Raw genomic sequence first — 22,514 nt, forward strand, 5'->3', positions numbered from 1 at the left:
TTCCGAGAGTGACCCTTCCCTCCCCCGGCCGACCGATGTTCACGTCGCTCAGCATTCGCGGTCGGCTGCAGGTCGCCGCCATTCTGGTGGCCGGGGTGATCACCATGTTGGCGTTTCTGCGGGCTCGCGAGCGGCGCGCGGCCGAAGAGCGTCGCATCGCGGCACAGTCGCAGGAGACCGCCACCAGCGTGGCGCGCTCGCTCGATGCCACGATCATCGACGCGCAGACACTGCTGAACAGCCTGCGCCGGCTGCTCGATCCGCACGCGACGCCGGAGCGCAACGATCTGCTGTTGCAGTCGCTCTATCGTGAGACGCCGGTGCGCTACTCCAACATCTTCGTGGTCGATTCGTTGGGGCGCAGTATCGGCGCCGCCAGGCTCCCCGCAAGTGGTCGCGCGTCTGTCGACCTCGGAACGCGGGCCTACTTCCAGGACGCTCTGCGCACCAAGCGGTTCACCGTCGGACTGCCAGTCCGCACGACACTGTATGCCGGGAATCCTTGGTTCCTGCCGTTCATTTCGCCGATCATTGATTCGGCGTCGGGGCGGGTGCGCGCCATGGTCGGCGCCGGGGTGCTCCTCGATTCGCTGGAAGCGATGCGCGTGGCGCGCACCCTGCCACCCGGATCGATTCTTTCGGTGATCGACTCGGCCGATCGCATCGTGCTTCGCTCGCGCGACGCTGACGCCTGGATCGGGAAAGTGTTCCCGCAGGAACGGCGACCATCTGCCGCGCGCGTCCCGCTGGCATGGGGCGTGTTCGTGCTCAGCTCGATCGACAGCGTCGAGCGTGTGTTCGGCGCGCAGATCGTCTCGAAGATGCCGTGGCGGGTGTACGTGGGCATTCCGACCGAATACGCGTTCGGTCCGTCGCGTACGCAGTTTACCCAAGACGTGCTGCTTGGCCTGCTGTTCAGTCTTACGGTGGTCGTGCTCGGGTACGGGATCGTCGCCCGCTTCGTCTCGCCAATCGAGTCGCTCACGCGTGATGCGGGCGCCATATCCGCCGGCGACATGGCGCGCCGGTCGGCGATCGTCAGCAACGACGAAGTCGGCACGCTCGCACGCACCTTCAACACGATGGCCGACGCGATCGTCGAGCGAAACGCCGCACTCGCCGCGTCGCATGAACAGCTGCGACAAGCCCAGAAGCTCGAGGCGCTCGGCTCGTTCGCCGGTGGCGTCGCGCACGACTTCAATAACTACCTCTCGTCGATCATCGGGTACAGCGAGATGGCGCTCGCCGAGCTTCCTGACGCATCGCCGGTTCGCGACGACGTGGAGGGCGTACTGGCGTCCGCGCAACGCGCGGCTGAACTCACACGACAGATCCTCATTTTTAGCCGCCCGCAGGCGATGTCTCCGCAGCTGCTCGATCCGAACGATGTCATCACCGGCATCGAACGGATCATCGCGCGCTTGCTCGGCGAGGCCATTACGCTCACGCTTTCGTTGGAACCACAGGTGGGCGTTACGCGCGCCGACCGTGGGCAGCTCGAGCAGGTGCTGATGAATCTGGCCGCCAATGCGCGCGATGCGATGCCCAGTGGCGGCCGCTTCCATCTCAGCACCAGCGCGGTCGATCTTACCGCCCGCGATCCGCGTACGCCGTTGCTCGTGGCCGGTCGCTACATCCAGATCAGTGCGTCCGACACCGGAACCGGGATCTCGCCGGAAACGCGCGAGCGAATGTTCGAGCCGTTCTTCACCACGAAGGATCGCGGACGCGGTACCGGGCTTGGCCTCGCGCTCGCGTATGGCATCGTGCAGCAGTCCGGCGGCGCCATTCACGTGGATAGCACCGAAGGACATGGCACCACATTCCACGTCTACTTCCCACTGGTACCACAGGCGACGATCGGCGCCGCACGGTCAGTCGTGCCAAGCCGCGCTGACGGCCGCGTGCCGACTCCGACGTCTAACTCCGGCGTCGAGCGTATTCTTCTGGTGGAAGACGATTTGGCCGTCGCTTCGGTGACCACGCGCATTCTCGCGCGTGCCGGCTACGACGTGGCGCATGCCGAGCACGGACAGGCGGGCCTCGCTGCACTCGCCAGCGCAGATCGTCCGTATGAGCTCGTCATTACCGATGTCGTGATGCCGGGCATGTCCGGCGCCGATCTCGCGCGTGAGATTTCCGTACGATATTCGATGGTCAAGGTGCTGCTCATCAGTGGTTATCCAGACGACGACGAACTGGTTCGCGATGTGGCGCAGCGCCAACTCCCGTTTCTCGCAAAGCCGTTCTCGACGGTCGAACTGCTGCACACCGTTCGTGAACTGCTCGATGCGGAGCGTCACGTCGCGCGCTGAACGGTGCCGTCCCGTGCGTGCGCAATGTGTTTACGCGATATTGCTGGTTTCTTCCGCACGCGGACCGACGCATACTGCGCGATGCGCCGAGGGTTGGCCTGCTTGTCAGCAGGACGCATCGTCAGATGCTCGGCGGGAGCACGTTACCGCGGAATGGCCCGTCGCGTACGGTCATGTTCACCGCCCTCGCGCTTGGCGGACGTTCACTCGACGCTCCACAGTTACCGAGCGCGCATTGGACACCAAGCGCCGTCAACGCACAGGGGCGCGTGGCAGGGTGAGCACGAAGAGCGATCCACCGCTCTCTCGTGGTCGGTGCTGGACATCACCCCCCTGAGCACGCGCAAAGGTCCGGGAGATCGACAGACCCATGCCCATGCGTTCCTCGTTGCTCGCCGCGTCATTCAATGCGCCCGCCGCGCGCGCCAGCGGTGTGAACAGGCGAACGCGAATCTGCTCACGAGAATGAACACGACGTTGTGCGCGTTCAGCACCTCAATAGAAGTCACGGAAATCACCCGCGAGTGCCGAGGTATCGTTGGACAGTGGATCCACTTACCGTCGCGACGGGCGGCGTGCGTTCGCGACCGCGAAGGCCTGCGCCGAGACGCGGCCCACCGCAGCGAGTCCCGCGGCGCCGTAGTTCGCGGCCAACGGATCCGCGCCTTCCTCGGCAAGCCGGATCTGGTGGCCGTTCCACGTTGCGCGGCGAATTGCCGCCCGCGCGGCGCGCGAGCTCCTTTCGCGTCAACCCGAGGGCCCTCCGCGAGGCCTTCAACTTTTCCCCGACCTGATTAGTCAACCTGCGTGAGTGGCGGCTCGATGAGAAGGCGCCTTGAGGTTAGCGCGCACCGCCGAGGCCCACCACGCGTCGATGACCATTCAAACCGCTACCCCTAGGTCCGCCGCGGTCCGGGCTGTAGTTTCGCCCCGTACAGTGGTGCGGCTACCCCGCCCGGCCGCCACTACCATCCTTCCGGAGCGTTCGTGAGTCAGTCGCAAGGCTTCTCGTCCCGATGGGCCATGATGCTGGCCATGCTCAGCATGGCCGTCGGCACTGGCAACATCTGGCGTTTCCCCCGTATCGCCGCCACCAACGGCGGCGGTGAGTTCCTCGTGGCATGGGTCGTCTGCCTCTTCACGTGGTCGATCCCGCTCATTCTCGTGGAGTTCGGCATGGGGCGCATGACGCGCCTCGGACCCATCGGCGCCTTCGTACGCACGCAGGGGAAGAAGTCGGCGTGGATGGGCGCCTTCATCGCCTTCGTAGCCGTGGCCATTATGGCGTATTACTCGGTGGTCACCGGGTGGACGCTGCGGTACGCCCTCGCCGCCGGTCTGGGCGAGCTAACCGGCGACAACTCGGTGAGCTTCTGGCGCACGTTCTCGACTACCACCGCGCCGGTGCTGCCGCACGTGATCTCGATTCTGGGCGCCACGTTCATCGTGGCCAAAGGCGTGAAGGGCATCGAACGTACCACCACGATACTGATGCCGATCCTGATCGGTCTCATCCTGCTGCTCACCGTTCGCGCACTCATGTTACCGGGGGCCAAGGCGGGGCTCGACTACTTCTACGGAGTGGACTGGGACCGACTGGGCGACGCCAACATCTGGCTGCAGGCGCTCACGCAGAATGCATGGGACACCGGTGCCGGCTGGGGTCTGGTGCTTACATATGCGGCCTACATGCGCCCGAATGAAGACACGGCGCTCAATGGGTTCATCTTGCCGATCGCGAACAACACAGTGTCGCTCTGCGCTGGCATGATGGTGTTCTGCACCGTGTTCACCGTCGTTCCGCAGCTGGTCGCCTCGATTGCCAGCAACCCGCAGGCCTTGGCCGACTTCCCGGACCTCGCGAAAGCGATGGCGGCCGGCGCGCCGCTGAACGCCGACCTGGTCCAGAACACGATCTTCGGCGCCGGCAACGAAGGCGTGACGTTCATCTGGATTCCGAAGCTCTTCGCCACGCTGCCCGCGGGCGGCCTGTTCATGACGTTCTTTTTCCTTGCGCTGTTTTTCGCCGCCTTCACCTCGCTCATCGCGATGGTGGAACTCGGCACGCGCGTGTTACTCGACATGGGCTGGACGCGTGCCAAAGCCGTGTGGGTGGTCGGTGTCTTCGGGTTGGTGCTCGGACTGCCGTCGGCGTTTTCAATCGACATCCTGCACAATCAGGATTGGGTGTGGGGCGTCGGATTGATGGCGTCGGGCTTGTTCTTCGCGATCGCCGTGAATCGTATCGGACCAGCCAAGTTCCGCCAGGAACAGCTCAATCACGAACACTCGAATATTCGCATCGGCGCTTGGTTCGATGTGTGCATGAAGTATCTCGTACCGTTCGAAGCGATCGCGTTGATGGGTTGGTGGATGTGGCAGGTGCGCGGCGAAGGCGCCCTCAATCCATTCGGCATCGAGAACATCGGAACGATCCTGATGCAGTGGACGATCGTCTTGGTGCTGCTCTTCCTGTTCAACGATCGACTCGCGAAGATCGCTCCGACGGAGACGGCGGAGATGGACGCCGGCCGCATGCCGCCGAGCATCCCATGACGCATATTCGTTGGGCCACGAGCGTCGTGCTCATCGCATTTGTCAGCGCGGCGCCGGTCGGTGCGCAGTCACCCAAGCCGATCGGCCTGATCAACGGCGGCACGGTATTGCTCGAGCCGAAGTCGGTGAAGCGCGATGGGGGCATCATCACCGCCGCGCTGCGCGTGCAGTTTCACAAGCCCACCAAGGTACCGGGAGGCAACTGGTACAGTTCGCGCACGCTGCTCATGCTCGATTGTCGCAAGCAAGTCGTCGCCGTGAAGGAGAACTGGTACTACAGCGACGCCAAGGGCACGAAAGTGGCGCAGCACAAGCAAGTCGGGATTCCGGGGTACGCCACGCCGCTTCCTGGGTCCATGCCGAAGGTCGCCCTCGACCATCTCTGTCAGGCGAAATAATCCGTGCGGCTGCGAACGGGCGCGTAGCTTAGGCGCCCGTTCGCAGCATGCGCTCGGTAGACAGTAACGCACCGATGGCGGTTGCCGAGCCACCCGCTTCTGGGGTGAGAATAGTGGCACCGTAGAACTTGGCCACGAGTCCGAACGTGCGACGGATGCTCTTGAGATCCGTCAAATGGCCCACGACCACCACCTGCGGCAGTTGCTGTGCACGGGCGGCATTGATCGCAATCACGGCGATCACCTGCCCCACCATGTTCACGAGCGCGGCTGCCGTGTCTTCGCGCGACGCCTCCACGGGATGACGGGCCACGCGTCCGAAGTTCACGGCGGTTGTTTCGGGCGGGAGGGTGCCAATGGCACCGCCCAGCACTTCGCCGATCGTGAGGTTGTGCGTCGTGTCGGAGCCGTTTTGCGCCAACACGTCGATCTCGCGTGGATCAACAGTGTTCAGCAGAAGCCGACCGAGTCCGACCAGCGTGCCACCGCCAACGCCGGTTCCGGTCACGTGGTGCGCGCCGTCCATGGTCGCGGACACGCACGCCGTCCCCGACCCGGCACTGGTCACGAGCGCCGACTCGAGATTGGACAGCGCGAGTCCACCGCGTCCGATCGCCCGCACCTCATCGACGCGATGCAGCGTGCGATCATCGATCGCCTGCGGGAGCATCGCGCGATTGCCGCCGGTGACCGCGATCCACTGGAGATCGCGCGGCGCCACGCCACCGGCGTCGAGCACCCGTCGCACGCGCGCTTCATCGGGCTGCCCTTCGCTCGGCAGTGTCCAATGGCGCGTTGCGCCGCCGTCGCGTACCACGACATCGGTATTGCTGGCGCCGAAGTCGATCGCGGCCGCGGGACGCAGCACAGCGTCGATCACCACGCTCACTGACCCGGATGATACGTGCGCTTCGCGTTCTTCTCTACGTCATCACGGTAGTAGTTCACCGTCTTGAAGTGCCCCTGCGCGTAGTCCTCGGCCTGATTCATGAAATACGTCGATCCTGGGTCTCCGCTCACGCCGCCCGCCAGCGAGCTCTTGGCCACGATACGCGGGCCGAATTCGACGGCTGCGATGAAGCTGTTGCCGCGGTTGCCGTAGATGCGCTTCGTGGTCCGCACGCCGTTCTGTGAGAATGCCGCCAGCGAGCCCCAATTCGACGACGTAAACGGCACCGCGATGCTGGGCTTGCTGTCGTCGTACACCGCCGTGATACGGCCATCGAGACGCTGGAAGCGATTGAGCTCACCCCATGGCGTCTTCCAGGTGCCGAAGTCGCTGGCCAGCTTGTCGGAGATGCGCGCCAACGCGGCCAGCATCACCGCGTTGTCGCGCGCCGCGGCGCGATTGCCGCGTGTGATCCGCGCGAGCTCTTCACCGTACGCATTGGCCAGCGACATCGCGACCGATGTGAGACCGAATCGATAATCCCAACCGCGCAGGACGGCGATCTGATCGGCCAGCTTGAGGCGCAGCGTATCGGCGCCGGGCAATGCATCCCAGGCGCCCACGAGAGGCGGAATGGACTGTTCGAAGGCCGGCAGGTAGCTGTCGTAGGCGGCAGCGATCAGCTTGTCGACCGTGAAGTCGGTGCGGCCATTCAGCATGCGGATCGCGTGGATACCACGCGCATTCTCTTCTTGATACTGCGACATGTACTTCGGATAGTCGCCGATTTTCGGGCTGTTCGGGCCGGCTGCGGTGAAGGGCCAGTTGTTGGTGTTCATCAACCAGCCCGTAGCCGGATTCGTGACCATGATCGTTTCTTCGATCGCGTGCAGTCCCTGCCATTCGGTGTCCGGTGTGCCGCCGTCGACCGGGCGCGTGTAGTCGTATTTCGGATTGCGCTTTGGGATGAAGTCACCGTTCACGAAAGCGATCGTTCCGTTCACATCAGCGTAGACGGTGTTGTTCGACGAGTTCGTGCGTAGTTCCATCACCTGCTTGTAGCTTGCGAAGTCGCTGGTTTTTGTGCGGCCGAACGACTGCATCAGCGCCTTGATCGGCTCTTGCATGAGACGCACGGCCACCCACTTGCCGTTGTCGTTGCGAACGATCGGCCCCTGATGACTAAAGTATGCCGTGACCGTCTTACGCTGCATACCCGCCGCCGTCTTGTACGGCAAGACGATGCGGGTGGCCTTCAGTTCGCGCTCACCACCAGCATACTGGTAGTACACCTTGCCGTCGCGCTCAGCGACCGTGAGCTGATACTCGTCGGCCACATCACCGCCACCGGTGGTGTGCATCCAGCCGTTCTTGTCGTTGAAGCCTTGATAGATGAAGAACTGTCCCCACGTGACCGCCCCGTAGGCCTTGAGCCCTTCCTCGCTGGTGACGTGAATTTCCGGACGGAAGTAGTGGTCGGTGTGCGGATTGATCAGCAGCAACGCGTGCCCGTTGGCCGTATTCTTCGGCGCAATCGCAAAGCCGTTCGATCCGGTGGGCTCGCGCGACTCGAACTCCGCGCTGAACTCCTCGCGCGAGGGCGCCGTGGGTGACATCCCCATGCGCGGCGCGTAGAACTGCTCGATGCCCGCGGCGTTCACGCCGGCGATATCGCCGCCGATGCTGCCTTCGGTAAACGTGAGCGCCATCCACGGTTCGAACTTCGAGATCAGCTTTGGTTTTACCTGGGGATGGGTGGCCAGATAGTAGTTGAGGCCATCGGCAAAGCCGTTCATCAGGGCTTTGAGCCACGCCGGGCTTTCGGCGTATTTCGCCTTCATGTCGAGCGTATCGATGAAGAGCTTCATGCGCAGATCGCGCCAGAGCGCACCCTCGCCCTCCACTTCCGACGTGCGTCCCATCGCGGTGATGTAATTGGTCTCCACGCGATTGAAGTCGTCTTCGGCTTGGGCGTACACCATCCCGAAGACGGCGTCGGCGTCCGACTTGCCGTACACGTGGGCGATGCCCCACTGATCGCGCATGATCGTGACGCGGTCGGCCTGCTTTTTCCACGTGGAGGGCTGCGCTGACGAGACAACCGGCGCGAGCAGCAGTGTCGCCGCGATGACGGAACGGAGCATGGTGCGCATGGTAGGAGCTACGAATGTTGACAGGTGAGAACTACAGGCGATACACCGAGATAGCGCTGTCTTCGAAGATCTGCGTATGCTGCGGCTTCACGATCGTAGGGAGTACGTGCACGCGCGCGTGTTCGATCGCGAGGATCGTCGAGAACTTCTGACGATGCCAACTCTCGATCAGCCGGTCCAGCATTTTCGACTCGTATGGAGGATCGGCGAACGCGATGTCGAATTTTCCCGATGGCAGCTGGCCGGCGAACGGCAGCGCGTCCTTCTTGTAGATGCGCGTCTTCTCGCGAACCCCGAGCAAGGCGATGTTCGCCTTCAGCGCGTGCAGGCTCGAGGGACGGAACTCCACGAAGTCCACGTACTTGCCGCCGCGCGAGAGGGCCTCGAGTCCGAGGGCGCCGGTGCCGGCGAACAAATCAATGATGCGGGCCCCTTCGAGATCGTTGCGCAAGAGTCGCATGAGGGCCACCCGCACCGTCTCCCCCGTGGGGCGCACCCGAAAATCGTTGGGTGAGGTGAGATGTCGTCCCGCGAACTTCCCGGCCACTATGCGCATAACGGTCTTCTGAGCTACTCAGGTTGGTTGCGCATGTGTTCGGCCAGCTGGTGCATCCTGAGCCTGAGATATCCGCGGAGCTCCTCGGACATCGCGTGCTCGGTCAGCGCCTGATCCATGCACCACAGCCACTCGTCGCGCTCGCGCGCGCCGATGGCAAAAGGGAAATGCCGCATCCGCAGCTGCGGATGGCCGAACTTCTCCACGTACAGATCCGGCCCTCCCGTCCATCCGGTCAGGAACAGAAAGAGCTTCTCGCGTGACCCCTTGAGGCTGTTCGCGTGAAGCGCGCGCACGTTCACCGCTCCGGGCGCGGTGTCCATCAGGTCGTAGAAGCGATCGACCAGCGAACGGATGCCGGCCTCTCCACCGAGGTCGTCGTAGTGAGCCATGGAGAAGGGAAGAATAGTACCGCTGAAGGAGGAAAGCTAAGGGCTCCAAGAAAGCTAGGGACGCCAGGAATGAAGGGCGCTAGGAATGAGGGGCGCTAGAAATAAAAAGCGCCAAGAAGAAAGGGCGAAACTGCGAGAAGCGCATAGCGCCGTCTGCTGTTTCGCGGTTTCTTCTTGGCGCCGTTCATTCCTAGCGCCCGTCATTCCTAGCGCCCGTCATTCCTAGCGCCCGTCATTCCTAGCGCCGTCTGCTCTAAAAGTTCAGTACCTCGGCCATCTCTGCGGCGTCCCTACCGGTGCTCGTCCGCGATCGATCACTTCGCCAATCACGGTGCCGATGATGCCGCCGTTGCCGCCCACGCGGGTGCCAATTCGGCCGCCGTTGCGGCCGCCATTGCGACGACGGTCGTGCTCCTCGCAGTGGTCTTCGCCGGCACCGCCGCCGCGAATCACCACACCGATAATGCCGCCCCATCCCCCGCCTCGGCGGCCGCCATCTCCGTTGCCAACATTGCCGCTGCTCGTGCCGCGATCGCGACCGGCATCCTCGTCACCGCGCGCCGACGGGCCCGAGGTCGCGACCGCTTCCGTTGAGAGATCGGGCGGCGCCTGTACGCCCGGTTCCGGGCTCGGGGACGGGGCGGGTTCCACGCGTTCTGTCGCGACCGTGGCTGGTGCCGGCGCTTCGTTGACCGACTCCGCCGTCATCGTCTCGGCGATCGGCGCGCTCGGCGTCGGTCGCGCCGTACGGCGCCGTGTCGGCACCGCATCGCGGCGACCGATCTGATCGCCACTCGGCGCGCCGGTCGGACCTCCTTCCAGCGCCGATATCACTGCCGTGCGCGGTCGCTCGGCGGCCGTGGCCAACTGCAGGTCGCGCTCGAGATCAGCCGTCATTGCCGCCGGGTCGCGTTCTCCACCACAGCCACCCATCGCGAACACCGCGGCCAGCCCTGAAACTACCGCCGCCGTCTTCATCGTTTTCCGCACGAGCTCCTCCTGGCCGCCCGGCCATGGCAGACGGGCATTCACCCGACGCCTGCCGAGTGATCCCGATGCCACAGTGCACGGCAATGACCGCGCCAGTCGACTTTGTCAGTCGCTCAGAGGGACCCCTTCGGTTCCACGCGACGAACCGTCCCCTCAAGGTGACAATCGGTGTCCACTGAGTGAGAACGCGGACGCCGCCAACATCTTGCGATCTCAGCCGTGACGCGTGGATACCCGGTGCACCAGCGCGACGGGCGGCCGCGCTCGTTATCCTCACGGAGATGCGTCCTGTTGTTCCGATCGGGCACCCGCACTCCAGGCCACCGATGCGCCCTCCCGTACGCCGCTTGTTCGCCGTTGGTGTTGTCGCCGTTTCGACGATGTCGATGATGACCGCCTGCACCGACCCGCTCCGGGTGTCGCCTGCCGACCGGCGCGCGATTGCCGATACGCTGAGTGCACTCGTCACCAGCGCCTACGACTTCTCGAAGCCTGCCCCCGCCGCGCGGCTACTCAGCCTCTATCCCGATAGCGGTCGCATCATTTCCGCCGTCGCCGGACGGGTGACCACCACGCGCGAACCACTGGCCGGTGAAATCGCCGGATTCTGGCAGCGCGTCGGTCGTAACATGCAGCAGCCGCGCTTCGTGCTCGGCTCCACCTACGTGGACGTGATCACGCGCGATGCCGCGGTGCTCACGCTCGTATACAGCATTCCGCACATCACGCCGCAGGGCTCGCCGCATACCGTGAGCGGCGCATGGACCATGCTCTGGCGCCGTGAGAACGGCCGTTGGCGCATCGTGCAGGAGCATCTCTCGGACACACCCGAATCCACGGCGCCGGGACTCGCGTCAGAAGTCCCCATCGCGTCGCCTCCACCTTCGCATCAGCACTGATCATCATGTTGACGGCTCCCCGCTCTTCCCGTCGCGCCGTATGGCTTGTGGCCAGCCTCGCGTCACTTTCCGCCCCGGTGGCCGCCCCGATGGCGGCGCAGACGGTTCAACTCCGCGTTGACGCCTCAGTCGCCTCCGGGCCCATTACCGGACGCGCCTTCGTATTTATCGCGCGCACCGATCGCCGTGAGCCCCGTCTGCTAGCGGGCTCCAACGGCAACAGCGAACCGTTCTTCGGCGTCGATGTGAACGCGATACGACCCGGTGGCATCGCCACCATCGAGGCGACCACGCTCGGTTTTCCGGTCGCTTCACTGAAATCACTGCCCGCCGGCGAGTATTTCGTACAGGGCTTGATCCTGCCATACACCAAGTTCGCGCGCGCCGATGGTCACACCATCTGGGCGCACATGGATTCGTGGGAAGGCCAGCGCTTCAATGACGCTCCCGGTTCACTCGTGAGCGCCGTGCAGAAACTGCGCATCGACCCAGCCACGAATCCCATTATCTCGCTCTCGCTCACCAAGGTGCTACCGCCGGTCGCCACGCTGGGCGAAACGCCGTGGGTGAAGCGGGTGAAGCTGACGTCGAAGAAAGTCAGTGCCTTCTGGAATCACGAAATGCCGCTCGGTGCCGTCGTGCTGTTGCCCAAGGGCTATGAGCAGAACACCAGCAAGCGGTATCCCGTGGTGTACACGGTGGGGCATTTCAGCGAGCGCGCGCCGTTCGGTTTCACGTTCGAGGGATGTGAGACGCCGGAGACCGCGCAGGCGAAGGACGCTCGACTCGTGCGCAGCGCCCGCGAACCCGGTTGTGAGTTCCAGCAGGCGTGGACCGCCGGCAAGGTACCCGAGTTCATCGCGGTGTTCATTCAGCACCCCACCCCGTTCTACGACGACAGCTACGTCTTGAACTCCGCCAACAATGGCCCGTATGGCGACGCGATCACGCAGGAGCTCATCCCGGAGATCGACCAGCGCTACCGCACGATCGCGTCGTCGTACGCGCGCACGCTCACAGGCGGGTCGACCGGTGGCTGGGACGTGCTCGCCCTCCAGGTGCACTACCCCGACGTGTTCGGCGGTGCCTGGTCGCTGTATCCCGACCAGCTGGACTTTCGCAATTACCAGTTCGGCAATGTCTACGCCGACGCCAATGCTTTCGTGATGAACGAACGCTCGTGGCTCCCCCGCGAGGTGCCGTCGAGTCGCTCGCCGGAAGGCTTGACCGAACTCACGATGCGCGAGGAGAGCACCGCTGAACTGGTCATTGCCACCAACGGGCGCTCGGGCGGACAGTGGGACGGTTGGCAGGCCGCGTGGGCCCCCGTTGGCACCGATGGCTATCCGAAGCCTCTCTGGGACAAGCGCACTGGTGTGATCGACAAGCGCGTCGCTGAAGCGATGCGCGCCAACGGTTACGACCTTCGCGACTACGTGGAACGCCACTGGTCCACCATCGGACCGCGGTTGGTGGGAAAGCTGCATGTGGCCGTCGGTGACATGGACAACTACTTCCTCAACCTCGGCGTGTATCGCTTCGAAACGTTTCTCGAGAGCACCAAAGAACCGGGCAAGGGACCGTACTACGCCGGCAGGTTCGACTACGGACGTCCGCTCAAACCGCACGGGTGGCAGCCGTGGAGCAATCAGGAACTGTTGCGCATCATGGACCAGCAGATCAAGCGCAACGCGCCACGTCCATAGCGCGAACTCGGCGTTACAGCTGTCCCGACCTTCCCCAATTCGCCAACAGCGCGACATACGCGGGGTCGTCGTATCGCGTGGGCAGAAAGGCCCGTTCATAGTCTGGTCGTTCGACACCCACGATTTGCGCGGCGAGCAGTTCGCCGCACGCTGGCGCGGCCATCAAACCGAAGCCGGAGAACGCGGCGCAGACATATGCGCCGCGCACACCACTCGGGCCCACCAGCGGCCGGTTCTCGGCGGTCTTGGTGTAGTAGCCGCCGTCCACATACGCGTGCGGCAAACGCGCGACATACGCAGCCAGACCGGGCGCGAGGGACGTCATGCCGCGGAGGACCAGCTCCGGATAGAGCGGGTCGTCCGGCATCGGAAACTCCGGAGCGCTGAAACGGTGGGTGCTGTGATAGTCCCACAGCATCAACACGGTACGACTCGCCCCGTACCCCTCGGGACGCAGATGGATGCCCGCCGGCATCGGCTCGGTGAGCCAACGCGTCGCATCATCGGCGGCGAGCTCATCGCGCTCCTCGTCACTCCACTCGAGGTGCTGCGCGTCATCGAGAATCACCAGACCGGTGTCGCGATCGATCACGCCGGCGGTGTCTTCGATCGCGATCTTGTAGTGCGCCTCTGAAAACAGTGGCAGCGACGCGCCGGCCAGTTCGCCCACCTGCGCCGCATATGGGCCGGCCGCATTCACAAACACCGGCGACGCGACGCGCAACGAGGTCCCGTCGGCGCGAGCGATTTCCACTCCCTCTACGACTCCCGACGCCTGCAGCACGTGAGAGACGCGTCCACTCATCAGCTGCACACCTGCGGCCTTCGCTTCGTCGAGCAGATACATGCCGAGCTGTTGGCCGCTGAACCACCCGCATCGGCGCGCGTGCAGTACCGCGACGATGTCGGGGTGCATCCACGAAAAATGCTGGCGTATGGCGCCGTGATCGAGGAACAGATCAGCGCCGTCGGGCACATCGCGAAAGCCACGGTGCGGACTGCGCTGATACGCACCCGCCTCGCTCAGGGAACGATACGTACGAACCGCGCCAGCCCCCTGCGCACTCGCCCGCGCGGCATCGGCCACGAATCGCTCGGCCGTAACCATATCGCGCGTAGCGTACAGATAGCCGCGTCGGTTCAGACTGAAACGGTCATCGCTGTCGTCGGACCACTGCTCCAAGAGATCGATGCTGCGATTGATGAGCTGCACCATCGCATCGTCGGGACCTGGCCACCAGTTACGATACGCCTCGGTGCTCTTGTCGCTGGTCAGCGTGAGCGGTGCGCGTTCGTCCACGAGCAACACGTTGCGCACCCCGTGCGTCACCGCGAGCGCGTGCGCCGTCGTGATACCGGCAATCCCCGCGCCGCAGATCACTACGTCGGCGGCGATCATGCGGGCGCGTCCGTTTGTAAGATCCGGTGAGCAGCCCACAGTGCGCGCTCCACCATGACCGGGGAGAACTCCCGTGCGAACGTCGCCGAGAGCTGAGCCGAGCGCTCACGCAACGCGATGGCGTACGTGGCGTAGTGTCCGTTGGTCCACGCCATCGGTCCAAGCTCGGGCACTTGCGCGGCGACGTCCTCGTCGAAAAAGGGGTAGATCTCCGGCGCCATCACGGCCAGCAGCGCGGACGCTGTGGCCGCACCGACACCCTTAAGCGCGACCAGCGCAGTCACCGGTTTGGTCGGGTGCGGGATCTGCTCCCACGCCGACCGACTCGCGCGTACCACCTCATCCGCGGTATTACTACGCACCAGTACCAGATTCGGGGCGCGCCACACGCCGCGCGCCATCTTCCACTCGGTGATACGCACCATCTCATCGTGCAGCACGTAGCCCGGGCGTCGCGCGTGGATCAGCGCTGGCAGCTCCGAACGGTACCACGTATCGTGCCCGATCAGTCGTCCCGACGGTAGTGCGGCGATCGCGTCGTCGTAGCGGGCAAGTGCGTCGTGCCAGCGATTGTCACTTGCGGACACCCACAGCGAGGCGTCCGACGCGTTCATGCGCGGCGGCGCCCAGCGACCGACAGGAGTGTCGCGCCCGCGATCACACCAAGTGCCGCCAGCGCCGGAGCGATCAGCTGAATCCACACCGGCGTCTGTGCCTGCATCATGGCCTGCATGTTCGTGAGTGATCCGTCGCGCGGTATGGCGTCGTGCACCGTGCCCGAAACGGTGCCCTGCGTCGCCGCCAGCGCCATGAGCAGGCCGAACACCAGCGTCATCGTCGCGAGGATGAGCGGTATCTTGCGGTCACTCGACAGCTTCGACACGACGATTCCCGCCGACAACCCCGAGTTGAACTGAACGACGCAAAACACCGCTATCCACAACGGGGTCACGGCATAGCTTCCGGGCAGAAACGTGCGCTCGGTCCCGAGCGCGAAATACAGCACGGTGAGCGTGGCGTAGAGCACGACGAACATCAAGATGTAGCCCGCGAGCGCGATACCGAATGATTTCATCTGGTCTCCGCCTGGGTCTTGAGTGAGGCCAGCCCGTCTTCGAAGTCGTGGCCGATCATCGTGTCCATATTCATGAACACCCCCACGATCTTGGAGAGGAAGGTATTTGCGCCGCGCATCGCCCACGTGACACGGGTGCCGCCGTCCGTCGGCTCGAGATTGAATTCGACGACGTTATGCCCCTCGATCGGCTTCAGCATGTCCAGCTGCATCGTGATCTTCGATGGCGGCATCAGCTCGCGCACCGTGAGCGTTCCCTCGCCCGCCTTTGCGTTACCGCTCCAGTAGTAGCTCGCACCCGCCGCACCGGGTGTGCCATTGAAGACCTTCTTCATTTGCGGATCGAGCTTCTCGTACGGTGACCACGTGCTCCACTGGTGCAGGTCGGCAATCCGTGGGTAAATCACCGCAGCGGGTGCGGAGACGACGACGGAGCGTTCGATCGCAAACGCATCAGGCTGACGCGATGCCATGAGCAGCAAAGCGCCGAGCAGGACAAGCAGGATGATGCCGACAGTTTTGAGCATGCGCGTCTCGGCCGTGGGGAGGAGCTGGGAGGAGTGCTATAGTGCCGAGTAGGCTGCGCCGGCGCTACCCGAGGACGCTATCCGAGGACGCGATCGGAGGACGCGACGCGAGGACTCAGTCGCGCGGCAGTGCGAGGGGCTTGACGGCCTGCACCTGCCAAGAGTGCCCCGTAGGACGTATCAATATCAGACGCCACGCCGAGTGACAGTGCTCGCCGCAGGTCCGCGCGACCACCACGGCCACGCGCTCCAGGCGGTCGGCGGGCGCGGCGAGTACGACCGGACGCGTGAGCGCAACCAGTCCGCTGCTGCCGGGGAATCGCGCGAACCACGATTCCCATCCATCGGGCCGCGCTCGGAAATGCTGCTCGAGTGTTGCCAGCGACTCCAGATGCACCGGCACGGGCATCGCGAGCGCCGCCGTATCCGGTTGTTCCGCCTCGATCTGCACACCGGATTCTCGAAGCAGTTGCAGCGTAGGCGACAGGTTCGCCCGGTCGCTCCAGAACACAAGTTGCGTCGCGTGCTCTCGCGATACGAACAGAGTGAGCAGCGCCGCGCGCTGTACCAACAGCTGATCTCGATCGCTGAGCGCCGGTGGCCGCAGTGGCCGCGGCCGCACGAGCCAACCGCCGAGCGCCAGCACGACCAGCACGACCAGCAGCAAGGAGCGCGACCGAGTGCCGCTACCTGCGCGGGTCACGGCCTACGCGTCTTCGTTGGCGGCGGCCGCGACGTCGTCCACCAGCTCCTGCAGTTTGCCGATGGTATTCCAGTTGCGCGCCGTCACGCGGTCACCGAGCAGCTTGGCGACGGCGTCCACCAACTCACTCTCCGAGGCGCCGTCGGGTGCGTGCTGATACGCGGCGCGCGAGCCAAGACGGAACGTTTCCTCACCCCATTCCTGCTCCAGCAGCGGCAACAGCGCCTGTCGATCGAACATCTCACGCCAAATCGACACGAACAGGCGGCTCGAATCGACGTCGTCATCGTCGATCGTGTTTTCCTCGACAATTCGGTCCAGCTCCGCCGCCGTGATCACGAGGACGCGCGTGGACACTTTCATGCGCTGCAGAATGCCCTGCTCGAGGGCGATCGCCGCCTCTTCGCACGGCTTGCCGTGCGCGGCATACACCAGATTGCCGCTGTTCAGCAGCGTGCGCGGATTCCCGAAGCCGAGGCTACGTGCGAGCTCGCGGAGCTCCAACATCGGCACCTTCTTCGTGCCACCAACATTGACGCCACGCAGCAATGCGATGTGGACGTCATCTCGATCCCGGGAAATTCGTGCCATGCTGGAGTATAGCCACGACGCGCCCGTCGGTACGCCCGTCGGTACGCCCGTCGGTACGGCCGTCGGCTTGGAGTGGCCAGGGCGCCGCCGCGACGCGCTGCGTCACCACGAGCACGACCACTCTGATCGCCTGCAGGGCAAAAAAGAACCGGGGCCGACGGGAAACCGGCGAGCTCGACGTTGCTGGAGGTCACAGGATCGTCTCGGACACTCGTGGATGGAGGCAAGTCACCGTGCCACATGGAGCTAGGCGACCGGAGCGACAAAAAGAGTTGGACTTTCATTTGCGTTTCTGGAGCAGACCTTGTACCTTCTGTGAAGCGATGCATGCGCCTCGGCGTAGGGACAAGTTCCGATAGAAACGGGCCTGCCAAATCGAGCGGGTCCGTCTTTGTTTGTATCGTAGTCACCGAGTGGTGGCGACCGTCGTGAGGTTGATCACGAGTACCAGGTGGTTGGTTCCGTTCTGCATCGGCTCGTCTGCCCGCGTGCTCCGACTGACACCAGCACCAAATCAGAAACAGGAGTATCGCGATGCGTACGACCGGCACAGTAAAGTGGTTCAACGATGCCAAGGGCTTCGGCTTCATCACCCCGGCGAACGGACAGAAGGATTGCTTCGTTCACCATTCCGCCATTCAGGGCGGCGGTTTCAAGTCGCTGACCGAAGGCGAGACCGTTGAGTTCGACATCGTGCAGGGCCAGAAGGGTCCGGCCGCTGAGAACGTTACGCGGATGGGTCGCTAATTCGGGCATTCAGCCCTTTCGTCATGAGTGCTTCGCGTAACACGAATCACGCATGACGTCCCGAAGCGCCGTGTGCCCGGACCTCTGTCCGCCACACGGCGCTTCGGCGTTGTCCCCTCTCACCGGGAACCACGCATGATTGACAGCGCACCCGCCGAACGCGCGTTTGATCCGCGCGACACGGCTGCTCGCACTTCTTTCTTGTCCTCACACCGCGCTCAGGCCGTTTGCACGCGTGAGTTTGCTCGTTTGTCCGAAGGCCTGGTCGCTGCCACGAAGGTCTTGGCGGTTCAGACGTCGATCGAACCGCCAACGGTTCGCTTGTCGCCCGATCGCTGCATCGTCCAGCTCGGCCCCGTCGCCCTCACGGTCGCGTGGCTCCGCAACGGGACCGATGTCCCAGCAGCTGGACAGTTGCTCTGTATCGTGTGGCGTGGCGTCATCGCTCCGCGCGGTGAACACGCTCCCGAACGGCGTGGATGGCGGCAGGTACCGGCCACCCCGCAGTCGGTTTGGGAAGAGACCTGTCTTCCCTCCGCCACCAGCGAGGCCACGTGGCACTGGCATCCGGAGTCGCTGGAACGCGAAGGCTATGCGTCCCTCGAGCTCGCGGGCCGCTGTATCGATCAACTCCGGACGGCTCTTGAGGCGCTCCTTCAGGACGCGCCGATCGACTCCGGTTCAACGACCTAGTAGGACGTGCGCATGACCAAGGAGGCTGTATGAAGGAAGACGCCATCGAATTCGAAGGAGTCGTGTCGGACGTATTGCCCAGCGCGATGTTCCGTGTCGCTCTCGAGAACGGACATTCACTGCTGGCCACCATGGCGGGGAAGATGCGCAAGTTCCGCATCCGCATTCTCGCCGGTGACAAGGTCACGGTCGAAGTGTCGCCGTACGATCTGAGCCGCGGCCGCATCACGTTCCGCCACAAGTAGCTCCAGTTCATTGCAGGTCACACGCACGGTGCGTCGCAGTCGTCAGGTCAGGCGGCTGCCGCCGTCGCGGGTAGCGCTGCCTCGGGTAGCGTAGGGCTTCATCCCCTCCGGAGTGTTCGCCGAATGCGCGCTGTGCGACTTCCCGCCGCGGGTGCGCCCGTGGTCGATGCTGACATCCCAATCCCGGAATGCGGCCCCGGCGATGTCCTCGTTCGTGTTCGCGCCGCCGGCATCTGCCACTCTGATGTGCATTATCGCGCTGGCCGCTCGCGGGTGGAGCCGCTACCGCTGACACTTGGCCACGAAGTCGCCGGTGAAATCGTGGCCGTTGGACAGCACGTGCTCAGTCATAACGTCGGCGATGCCGTGTGTCTCCATTATTTGGTCACCTGCGGCCAGTGCAACGATTGCCTCGCCGGCCGCGAGCAGTTTTGCGCCACCGGCAAGATGCTCGGGCACTTCACCGACGGCGGCTGGGCCGAGTACATCGTGGTTCCGGCCCGGAACGCCGTGCCGCTCCCGCATAACGTGCCCTTCGAGCAAGGCGCGGTCATGATGTGCTCCTCGGCAACGTCGCTACACGCACTCCGCAAAGGTCGACTCAAGGGCGGCGAGTCGGTGCTCGTGGTCGGCGCTGGCGGACTGGGGATGTCGGCGGTGCAGCTGGCGCTGGCCCTCGGTGCCTCCGACGTGATCGCCGTGGACCGGGACCCGATGAAGCTGGCGCTGGTTGCCACCTTCGGGGCGCGTACGATCCAGGCAACCGCCCTCTCGCCCGATGACGTTGTGGCGCAGGTGCGGCAGATGACCCACGGACGCGGCGTCGATGTCGCGTTGGAACTCGTCGGCAACCCGGACACCATGCGCACCGCGCTGCAGTCGCTAGCGCCGTTGGGTCGCGCGGTCGTGGTTGGGCTGTCCGATATCAGCTTGCTGGTCGATACGTATCGCGACCTGATCGGGCGCGAAGCGGAGTTGATTGGGTCGAACGATCATTTACTCAGCGAGCTGTACGAGCTGCTCGAGATGGCCGAGAAGGGCATGCTCGACCTAGCCGACGTGGTCACGCACACGGTGCCGCTGCAGGCGCGCGAGATCAACGGTGTGCTGGACGCCCTTGATCGGCATGAGGCTCCCGCGAGAACCGTCGTCGTACCGTAGTTGTGGAGCTATTTACAGCCGCAGTGACGCGCGATCTCACAGGTATTATGGCAACATGAGGTCATGCAGGAAGAACGCGGACAGTTCCGCCCGTCCCTGCAGTCCGGCTTTACGGTAGACCTCGACGGCGTGCTGCCGCACCGTCCGCTCCGACCGCTCCAACAGCGCCGCTGCCTGCTTGTGACCCGCCCCCTTCAGGATCAGCAGGGCGACATCGCGCTCGGCACGAGTAAGATGCCAAGAATCGAACTGCCGGTTGATAGCTGCCGAGAAGCCGGCCAGCGCCGACTCAGCGCTCTTTCGCCAAGCGTCGCGTTCAGTCTGCCGTTGGGCCACTAACCGTTCACTCTCCGCGAGCGACAGGCGAGTGCGGAGAAGGGCGGCGGCCGATCGACGCCAGCCGCGAAAGAGTACCACGGCAAAGGCGAGACTGCACACGGCCAGGCCGATCTCGAACAGCACATGGAGCGACCAGATGCTGTTGGGCGCGTCGAGCATCAGATCAACCAGTCCCCCTGCAACCACGAGCAGCAGAAAGCCCGCCAGAACCATCGGCAGTGGCCCGCTGAAGTCGTTGGACGGCTCATCGTCGTCAGCAGCAGCTGAATCCGCCCGAGAAACTCGCCTCTCCGACATATGTCGCGCTCCGAAATAGGCACTTGCCGGATACTATGCCGGCAGGAATGGGCCCAAGCTGTGGGTAACACGATGACCTACCCACTTCAAGGGAACGTACCATGTCTTTCCTTCCGACACCGCTTCATCCGCTGATCGTGCACCTGCCGATCGCGATGACTGTCCTCCTGCCGCTCTTTGGCGTCGGGGCCCTGATCGCGATCCGTCGCGGCGGGCGTGTGCTACCGGTATGGGGAGTCGTCACAGCCCTGATTGCCCTCACGATTGGCAGCGGCTTGCTGGCCAAGGAGACGGGCGAAGATGAAGAGGACACCGTCGAGAACGTCGTGCCGCGGGAGGCGCTCCACACGCACGAAGAGGCGGCCGACGCCTTCGTGCTGGCGACGGGCGTTGTCCTCCTGATCGCCGGTGTCGGGTTCGCGCGTGGCGGTGTGGGTGCGACGGCCCGTGCGGTGGCCGCCGCGGGTACACTCGCCGTGGTCGGCTTCGGGTACAACGTGGGGCACAGCGGCGGGCAGCTCGTCTATCGAGACGGGGCCGCGTCAGCCTATACAACGCCCGGCGGGCGATAGCGCTGCTCGAGCAGGTGCTGGACCGAGAGGAAGCGTGGTTTGGGAATGGTGTCCCACTCGCACCAACACCATTCCGCACATTTCTCTGGCTCCAGCACACGCGGAGACCCGACCGGTGCCGTGGCGAGCACAAACAGCGTGACGTAGTGCTTCCCCGCCGCTTCGAAGATGTCGTTGGTGAACGGACCGAAGCCGGTCACCGTGACATCGAGACCGGTTTCCTCGGCGACTTCACGGATGGCGCAGTCGGCGATCGACTCGCCGTGCTCCAGATGACCGCCAGGGAACTGCCAGCTGTTGTTCCCCTGCGTACCACCCAATCGGCGGCCCACCAGTACGCGACCATCGCGGACCACGATGACGGCGACGCCGACACGCGGAACGGCAGACAATGGTGAGCTCATCGTTCAACTTAGCACGTTCGTGTCACCGGTTCCGGTCGTTGAACGCTTACTTCCAGATAGCGATCTCGTCGAGCGGCTTGCGCGACAGGTCGGGGACTCGCGCGTTGATGGCGGGATAGCCTACCGGCATGACGAGCATCGCCTTCTCGTTGGCCGGTCGTTCCAGCAACTCGCCGAGGAACCCCATGGGGCTCGGCGTATGGGTCAGCGTGACGAGCCCCATCGTATGAATCGCAGCGATAAACAATCCGGCGGCGATGCCACAGGACTCTTGCGTGTAGAAATGTGTGCGCTTCTCCCCGTCGGGGAAGTACCCGAACGACTGCCTGAACAGCACGATCACCCACGGCGCGTCAGTGAGGTGCGGCTTGTGTTCGTCGGTGCCGAGGGGCGCCAACGCATCCAGCCATTCGGGCGTCGCACGGCCGGCGTAAAACGCCCGTTCCTCCTCCTCGGCGGCGGCGCGCATCCGCTGCTTCAGGGTGTCGTCCGAGACCGCCACGAATGTCCACGGCTGCTGATGCGCACCGCTCGGCGCGGTTCCGGCGGTGCGTATCGCCAGCGCAAGAAGTTCGCGCGGCACTGGGTCGGTACTGAAATGCCGCGTCGTTCGGCGCCGATCCATCTGGGCGTGGAACGCGCGCGCGCGTGCGAGGGAGTCGCCAGCAGGGAGTCGCGTGTAGGAAAGCGGGACGAAGGGAGGGATGGTCATTCGGTGCGGACGATGGTGAACTACTTGGAGCGCTAGGAATGAACGGCGCCAGGAATAGACGGCGCTAGGAATTAGGAGCGCTAGGAATAAAGGGCGTGAACTGCGAGCAGCGGAACGGCCAACAGCGCATGCGCTCCTAGCCGTTCCGCTGTTCATTCCTAGCGCCCGTAATTCCTAGCGCCCGTAATTCCTAGC

At 64.2% G+C, this 22,514-nt stretch carries 25 protein-coding genes; 10 read left to right on the top strand and 15 right to left on the bottom strand.

Features of this window, described 5'->3' with window-relative positions:
• Positions 1–2,315 (top strand): ATP-binding protein (locus ACLL97_RS13760; RefSeq protein WP_411281049.1); only part of this gene is annotated, 2,315 nt, incomplete at its 5' end.
• 252 nt (positions 2,316–2,567) lie between these two features.
• On the opposite strand, the gene ACLL97_RS13765 is transcribed toward ACLL97_RS13760, so the two are convergent.
• Positions 2,568–2,768 (bottom strand): ATP-binding protein, encoded by a 201-nt coding sequence (locus ACLL97_RS13765; RefSeq protein ID WP_411281071.1) that lies wholly within the window; start codon positions 2,766–2,768, stop codon positions 2,568–2,570.
• A gap of 534 nt (positions 2,769–3,302) precedes the next feature.
• On the opposite strand from ACLL97_RS13765, the gene ACLL97_RS13770 reads away from it, so the two are divergent.
• Both ACLL97_RS13770 and ACLL97_RS13775 read left to right on the top strand, forming a co-directional pair.
• Complete coding sequence (locus ACLL97_RS13770) at positions 3,303–4,871, top strand: sodium-dependent transporter (protein WP_411281050.1); 1,569 nt, start codon at positions 3,303–3,305, stop codon at positions 4,869–4,871.
• Entirely contained in the window at positions 4,868–5,269 is a 402-nt protein-coding gene (locus ACLL97_RS13775; RefSeq protein ID WP_411281051.1) for a surface-adhesin E family protein, read from the top strand. The genes ACLL97_RS13770 and ACLL97_RS13775 overlap by 4 nt, the downstream gene beginning before the upstream one ends.
• A gap of 28 nt (positions 5,270–5,297) precedes the next feature.
• On the opposite strand, the gene ACLL97_RS13780 is transcribed toward ACLL97_RS13775, so the two are convergent.
• The 5 genes from ACLL97_RS13780 to ACLL97_RS13800 all read right to left on the bottom strand — a co-directional run bounded on the left by ACLL97_RS13780 (position 5,298) and on the right by ACLL97_RS13800 (position 10,249).
• The gene (locus ACLL97_RS13780) at positions 5,298–6,152 is read right to left on the bottom strand and encodes a Fumble domain-containing protein (RefSeq protein ID WP_411281052.1); all 855 of its coding nucleotides are present in this window, start codon (positions 6,150–6,152) and stop codon (positions 5,298–5,300) included.
• Positions 6,153–6,154: 2 nt separating this feature from the next.
• Positions 6,155–8,311, bottom strand: coding sequence for a penicillin acylase family protein (locus tag ACLL97_RS13785; RefSeq protein WP_411281053.1), 2,157 nt, complete (start codon positions 8,309–8,311; stop codon positions 6,155–6,157).
• A gap of 31 nt (positions 8,312–8,342) precedes the next feature.
• Positions 8,343–8,867, bottom strand: coding sequence for an RsmD family RNA methyltransferase (locus ACLL97_RS13790; protein ID WP_411281054.1), 525 nt, complete (start codon positions 8,865–8,867; stop codon positions 8,343–8,345).
• Positions 8,868–8,881: 14 nt separating this feature from the next.
• Positions 8,882–9,259: a group II truncated hemoglobin gene (locus tag ACLL97_RS13795; RefSeq protein ID WP_411281055.1), complete on the bottom strand. Its 378-nt coding sequence runs from the start codon at positions 9,257–9,259 to the stop codon at positions 8,882–8,884.
• Positions 9,260–9,520: 261 nt separating this feature from the next.
• Positions 9,521–10,249 (bottom strand): hypothetical protein, encoded by a 729-nt coding sequence (locus ACLL97_RS13800; RefSeq protein ID WP_411281056.1) that lies wholly within the window; start codon positions 10,247–10,249, stop codon positions 9,521–9,523.
• Between the two features lie 326 nt (positions 10,250–10,575).
• On the opposite strand from ACLL97_RS13800, the gene ACLL97_RS13805 reads away from it, so the two are divergent.
• Both ACLL97_RS13805 and ACLL97_RS13810 read left to right on the top strand, forming a co-directional pair.
• Positions 10,576–11,148 carry a YybH family protein gene (locus ACLL97_RS13805; protein WP_411281057.1) on the top strand — a complete coding sequence of 191 codons (573 nt, stop codon included), beginning with the start codon at positions 10,576–10,578 and terminating at the stop codon, positions 11,146–11,148.
• 5 nt (positions 11,149–11,153) lie between these two features.
• Positions 11,154–12,854 carry an alpha/beta hydrolase-fold protein gene (locus ACLL97_RS13810; RefSeq protein WP_411281058.1) on the top strand — a complete coding sequence of 567 codons (1,701 nt, stop codon included), beginning with the start codon at positions 11,154–11,156 and terminating at the stop codon, positions 12,852–12,854.
• A 13-nt stretch (positions 12,855–12,867) separates the two neighbouring features.
• Here ACLL97_RS13810 and ACLL97_RS13815 read toward each other — a convergent pair whose 3' ends face one another.
• From ACLL97_RS13815 to ACLL97_RS13840, 6 genes are all read right to left on the bottom strand, one after another.
• Entirely contained in the window at positions 12,868–14,253 is a 1,386-nt protein-coding gene (locus ACLL97_RS13815) for an NAD(P)/FAD-dependent oxidoreductase (RefSeq protein ID WP_411281059.1), read from the bottom strand.
• Entirely contained in the window at positions 14,250–14,867 is a 618-nt protein-coding gene (locus ACLL97_RS13820; protein WP_411281060.1) for a hypothetical protein, read from the bottom strand. Before ACLL97_RS13820 ends, ACLL97_RS13815 begins: the two co-directional genes overlap by 4 nt.
• Positions 14,864–15,328, bottom strand: a complete 465-nt coding sequence (locus ACLL97_RS13825) for a hypothetical protein (protein ID WP_411281061.1) — start codon at positions 15,326–15,328, stop codon at positions 14,864–14,866. Before ACLL97_RS13825 ends, ACLL97_RS13820 begins: the two co-directional genes overlap by 4 nt.
• Complete coding sequence (locus tag ACLL97_RS13830; protein WP_411281062.1) at positions 15,325–15,855, bottom strand: SRPBCC family protein; 531 nt, start codon at positions 15,853–15,855, stop codon at positions 15,325–15,327. The genes ACLL97_RS13825 and ACLL97_RS13830 overlap by 4 nt, the downstream gene beginning before the upstream one ends.
• Before the next feature lie 115 nt (positions 15,856–15,970).
• Complete coding sequence (locus ACLL97_RS13835; RefSeq protein ID WP_411281063.1) at positions 15,971–16,558, bottom strand: hypothetical protein; 588 nt, start codon at positions 16,556–16,558, stop codon at positions 15,971–15,973.
• Positions 16,559–16,561: 3 nt separating this feature from the next.
• Positions 16,562–17,149: a DUF1697 domain-containing protein gene (locus tag ACLL97_RS13840; protein ID WP_411281064.1), complete on the bottom strand. Its 588-nt coding sequence runs from the start codon at positions 17,147–17,149 to the stop codon at positions 16,562–16,564.
• Between the two features lie 534 nt (positions 17,150–17,683).
• Between ACLL97_RS13840 and ACLL97_RS13845 the strand changes: the two genes are divergently transcribed.
• From ACLL97_RS13845 to ACLL97_RS13860, 4 genes are all read left to right on the top strand, one after another.
• Positions 17,684–17,896, top strand: a complete 213-nt coding sequence (locus ACLL97_RS13845; protein WP_171226847.1) for a cold shock domain-containing protein — start codon at positions 17,684–17,686, stop codon at positions 17,894–17,896.
• A 249-nt stretch (positions 17,897–18,145) separates the two neighbouring features.
• The gene (locus ACLL97_RS13850; protein ID WP_411281065.1) at positions 18,146–18,589 is read left to right on the top strand and encodes a hypothetical protein; all 444 of its coding nucleotides are present in this window, start codon (positions 18,146–18,148) and stop codon (positions 18,587–18,589) included.
• Positions 18,590–18,618: 29 nt separating this feature from the next.
• The gene (gene infA / locus ACLL97_RS13855) at positions 18,619–18,834 is read left to right on the top strand and encodes a translation initiation factor IF-1 (RefSeq protein ID WP_373057861.1); all 216 of its coding nucleotides are present in this window, start codon (positions 18,619–18,621) and stop codon (positions 18,832–18,834) included.
• A gap of 123 nt (positions 18,835–18,957) precedes the next feature.
• On the top strand, positions 18,958–19,995 hold the full coding sequence (locus ACLL97_RS13860) for a zinc-binding dehydrogenase (protein WP_411281066.1): 1,038 nt from the start codon (positions 18,958–18,960) through the stop codon (positions 19,993–19,995).
• 45 nt (positions 19,996–20,040) lie between these two features.
• Here the strand turns inward: ACLL97_RS13860 and ACLL97_RS13865 are convergent, their stop codons facing one another.
• A complete protein-coding gene (locus ACLL97_RS13865; protein WP_411281067.1) occupies positions 20,041–20,631 on the bottom strand; it encodes a helix-turn-helix transcriptional regulator in 591 nt (196 codons plus the stop codon).
• A gap of 101 nt (positions 20,632–20,732) precedes the next feature.
• Between ACLL97_RS13865 and ACLL97_RS13870 the strand changes: the two genes are divergently transcribed.
• Complete coding sequence (locus ACLL97_RS13870) at positions 20,733–21,203, top strand: DUF2231 domain-containing protein (RefSeq protein ID WP_411281068.1); 471 nt, start codon at positions 20,733–20,735, stop codon at positions 21,201–21,203.
• On the opposite strand, the gene ACLL97_RS13875 is transcribed toward ACLL97_RS13870, so the two are convergent.
• Positions 21,179–21,607, bottom strand: coding sequence for a nucleotide triphosphate diphosphatase NUDT15 (locus ACLL97_RS13875; RefSeq protein WP_411281069.1), 429 nt, complete (start codon positions 21,605–21,607; stop codon positions 21,179–21,181). The two genes, ACLL97_RS13870 and ACLL97_RS13875, sit on opposite strands and share 25 nt — an antisense overlap.
• A gap of 46 nt (positions 21,608–21,653) precedes the next feature.
• Positions 21,654–22,319: a nitroreductase family protein gene (locus tag ACLL97_RS13880; protein WP_411281070.1), complete on the bottom strand. Its 666-nt coding sequence runs from the start codon at positions 22,317–22,319 to the stop codon at positions 21,654–21,656.
• Positions 22,320–22,514 lie beyond the last annotated feature (195 nt).

It is taken from the genome of Gemmatimonas sp., assembly GCF_046594945.1.
In the GTDB taxonomy this organism is placed as follows: domain Bacteria; phylum Gemmatimonadota; class Gemmatimonadetes; order Gemmatimonadales; family Gemmatimonadaceae; genus Gemmatimonas.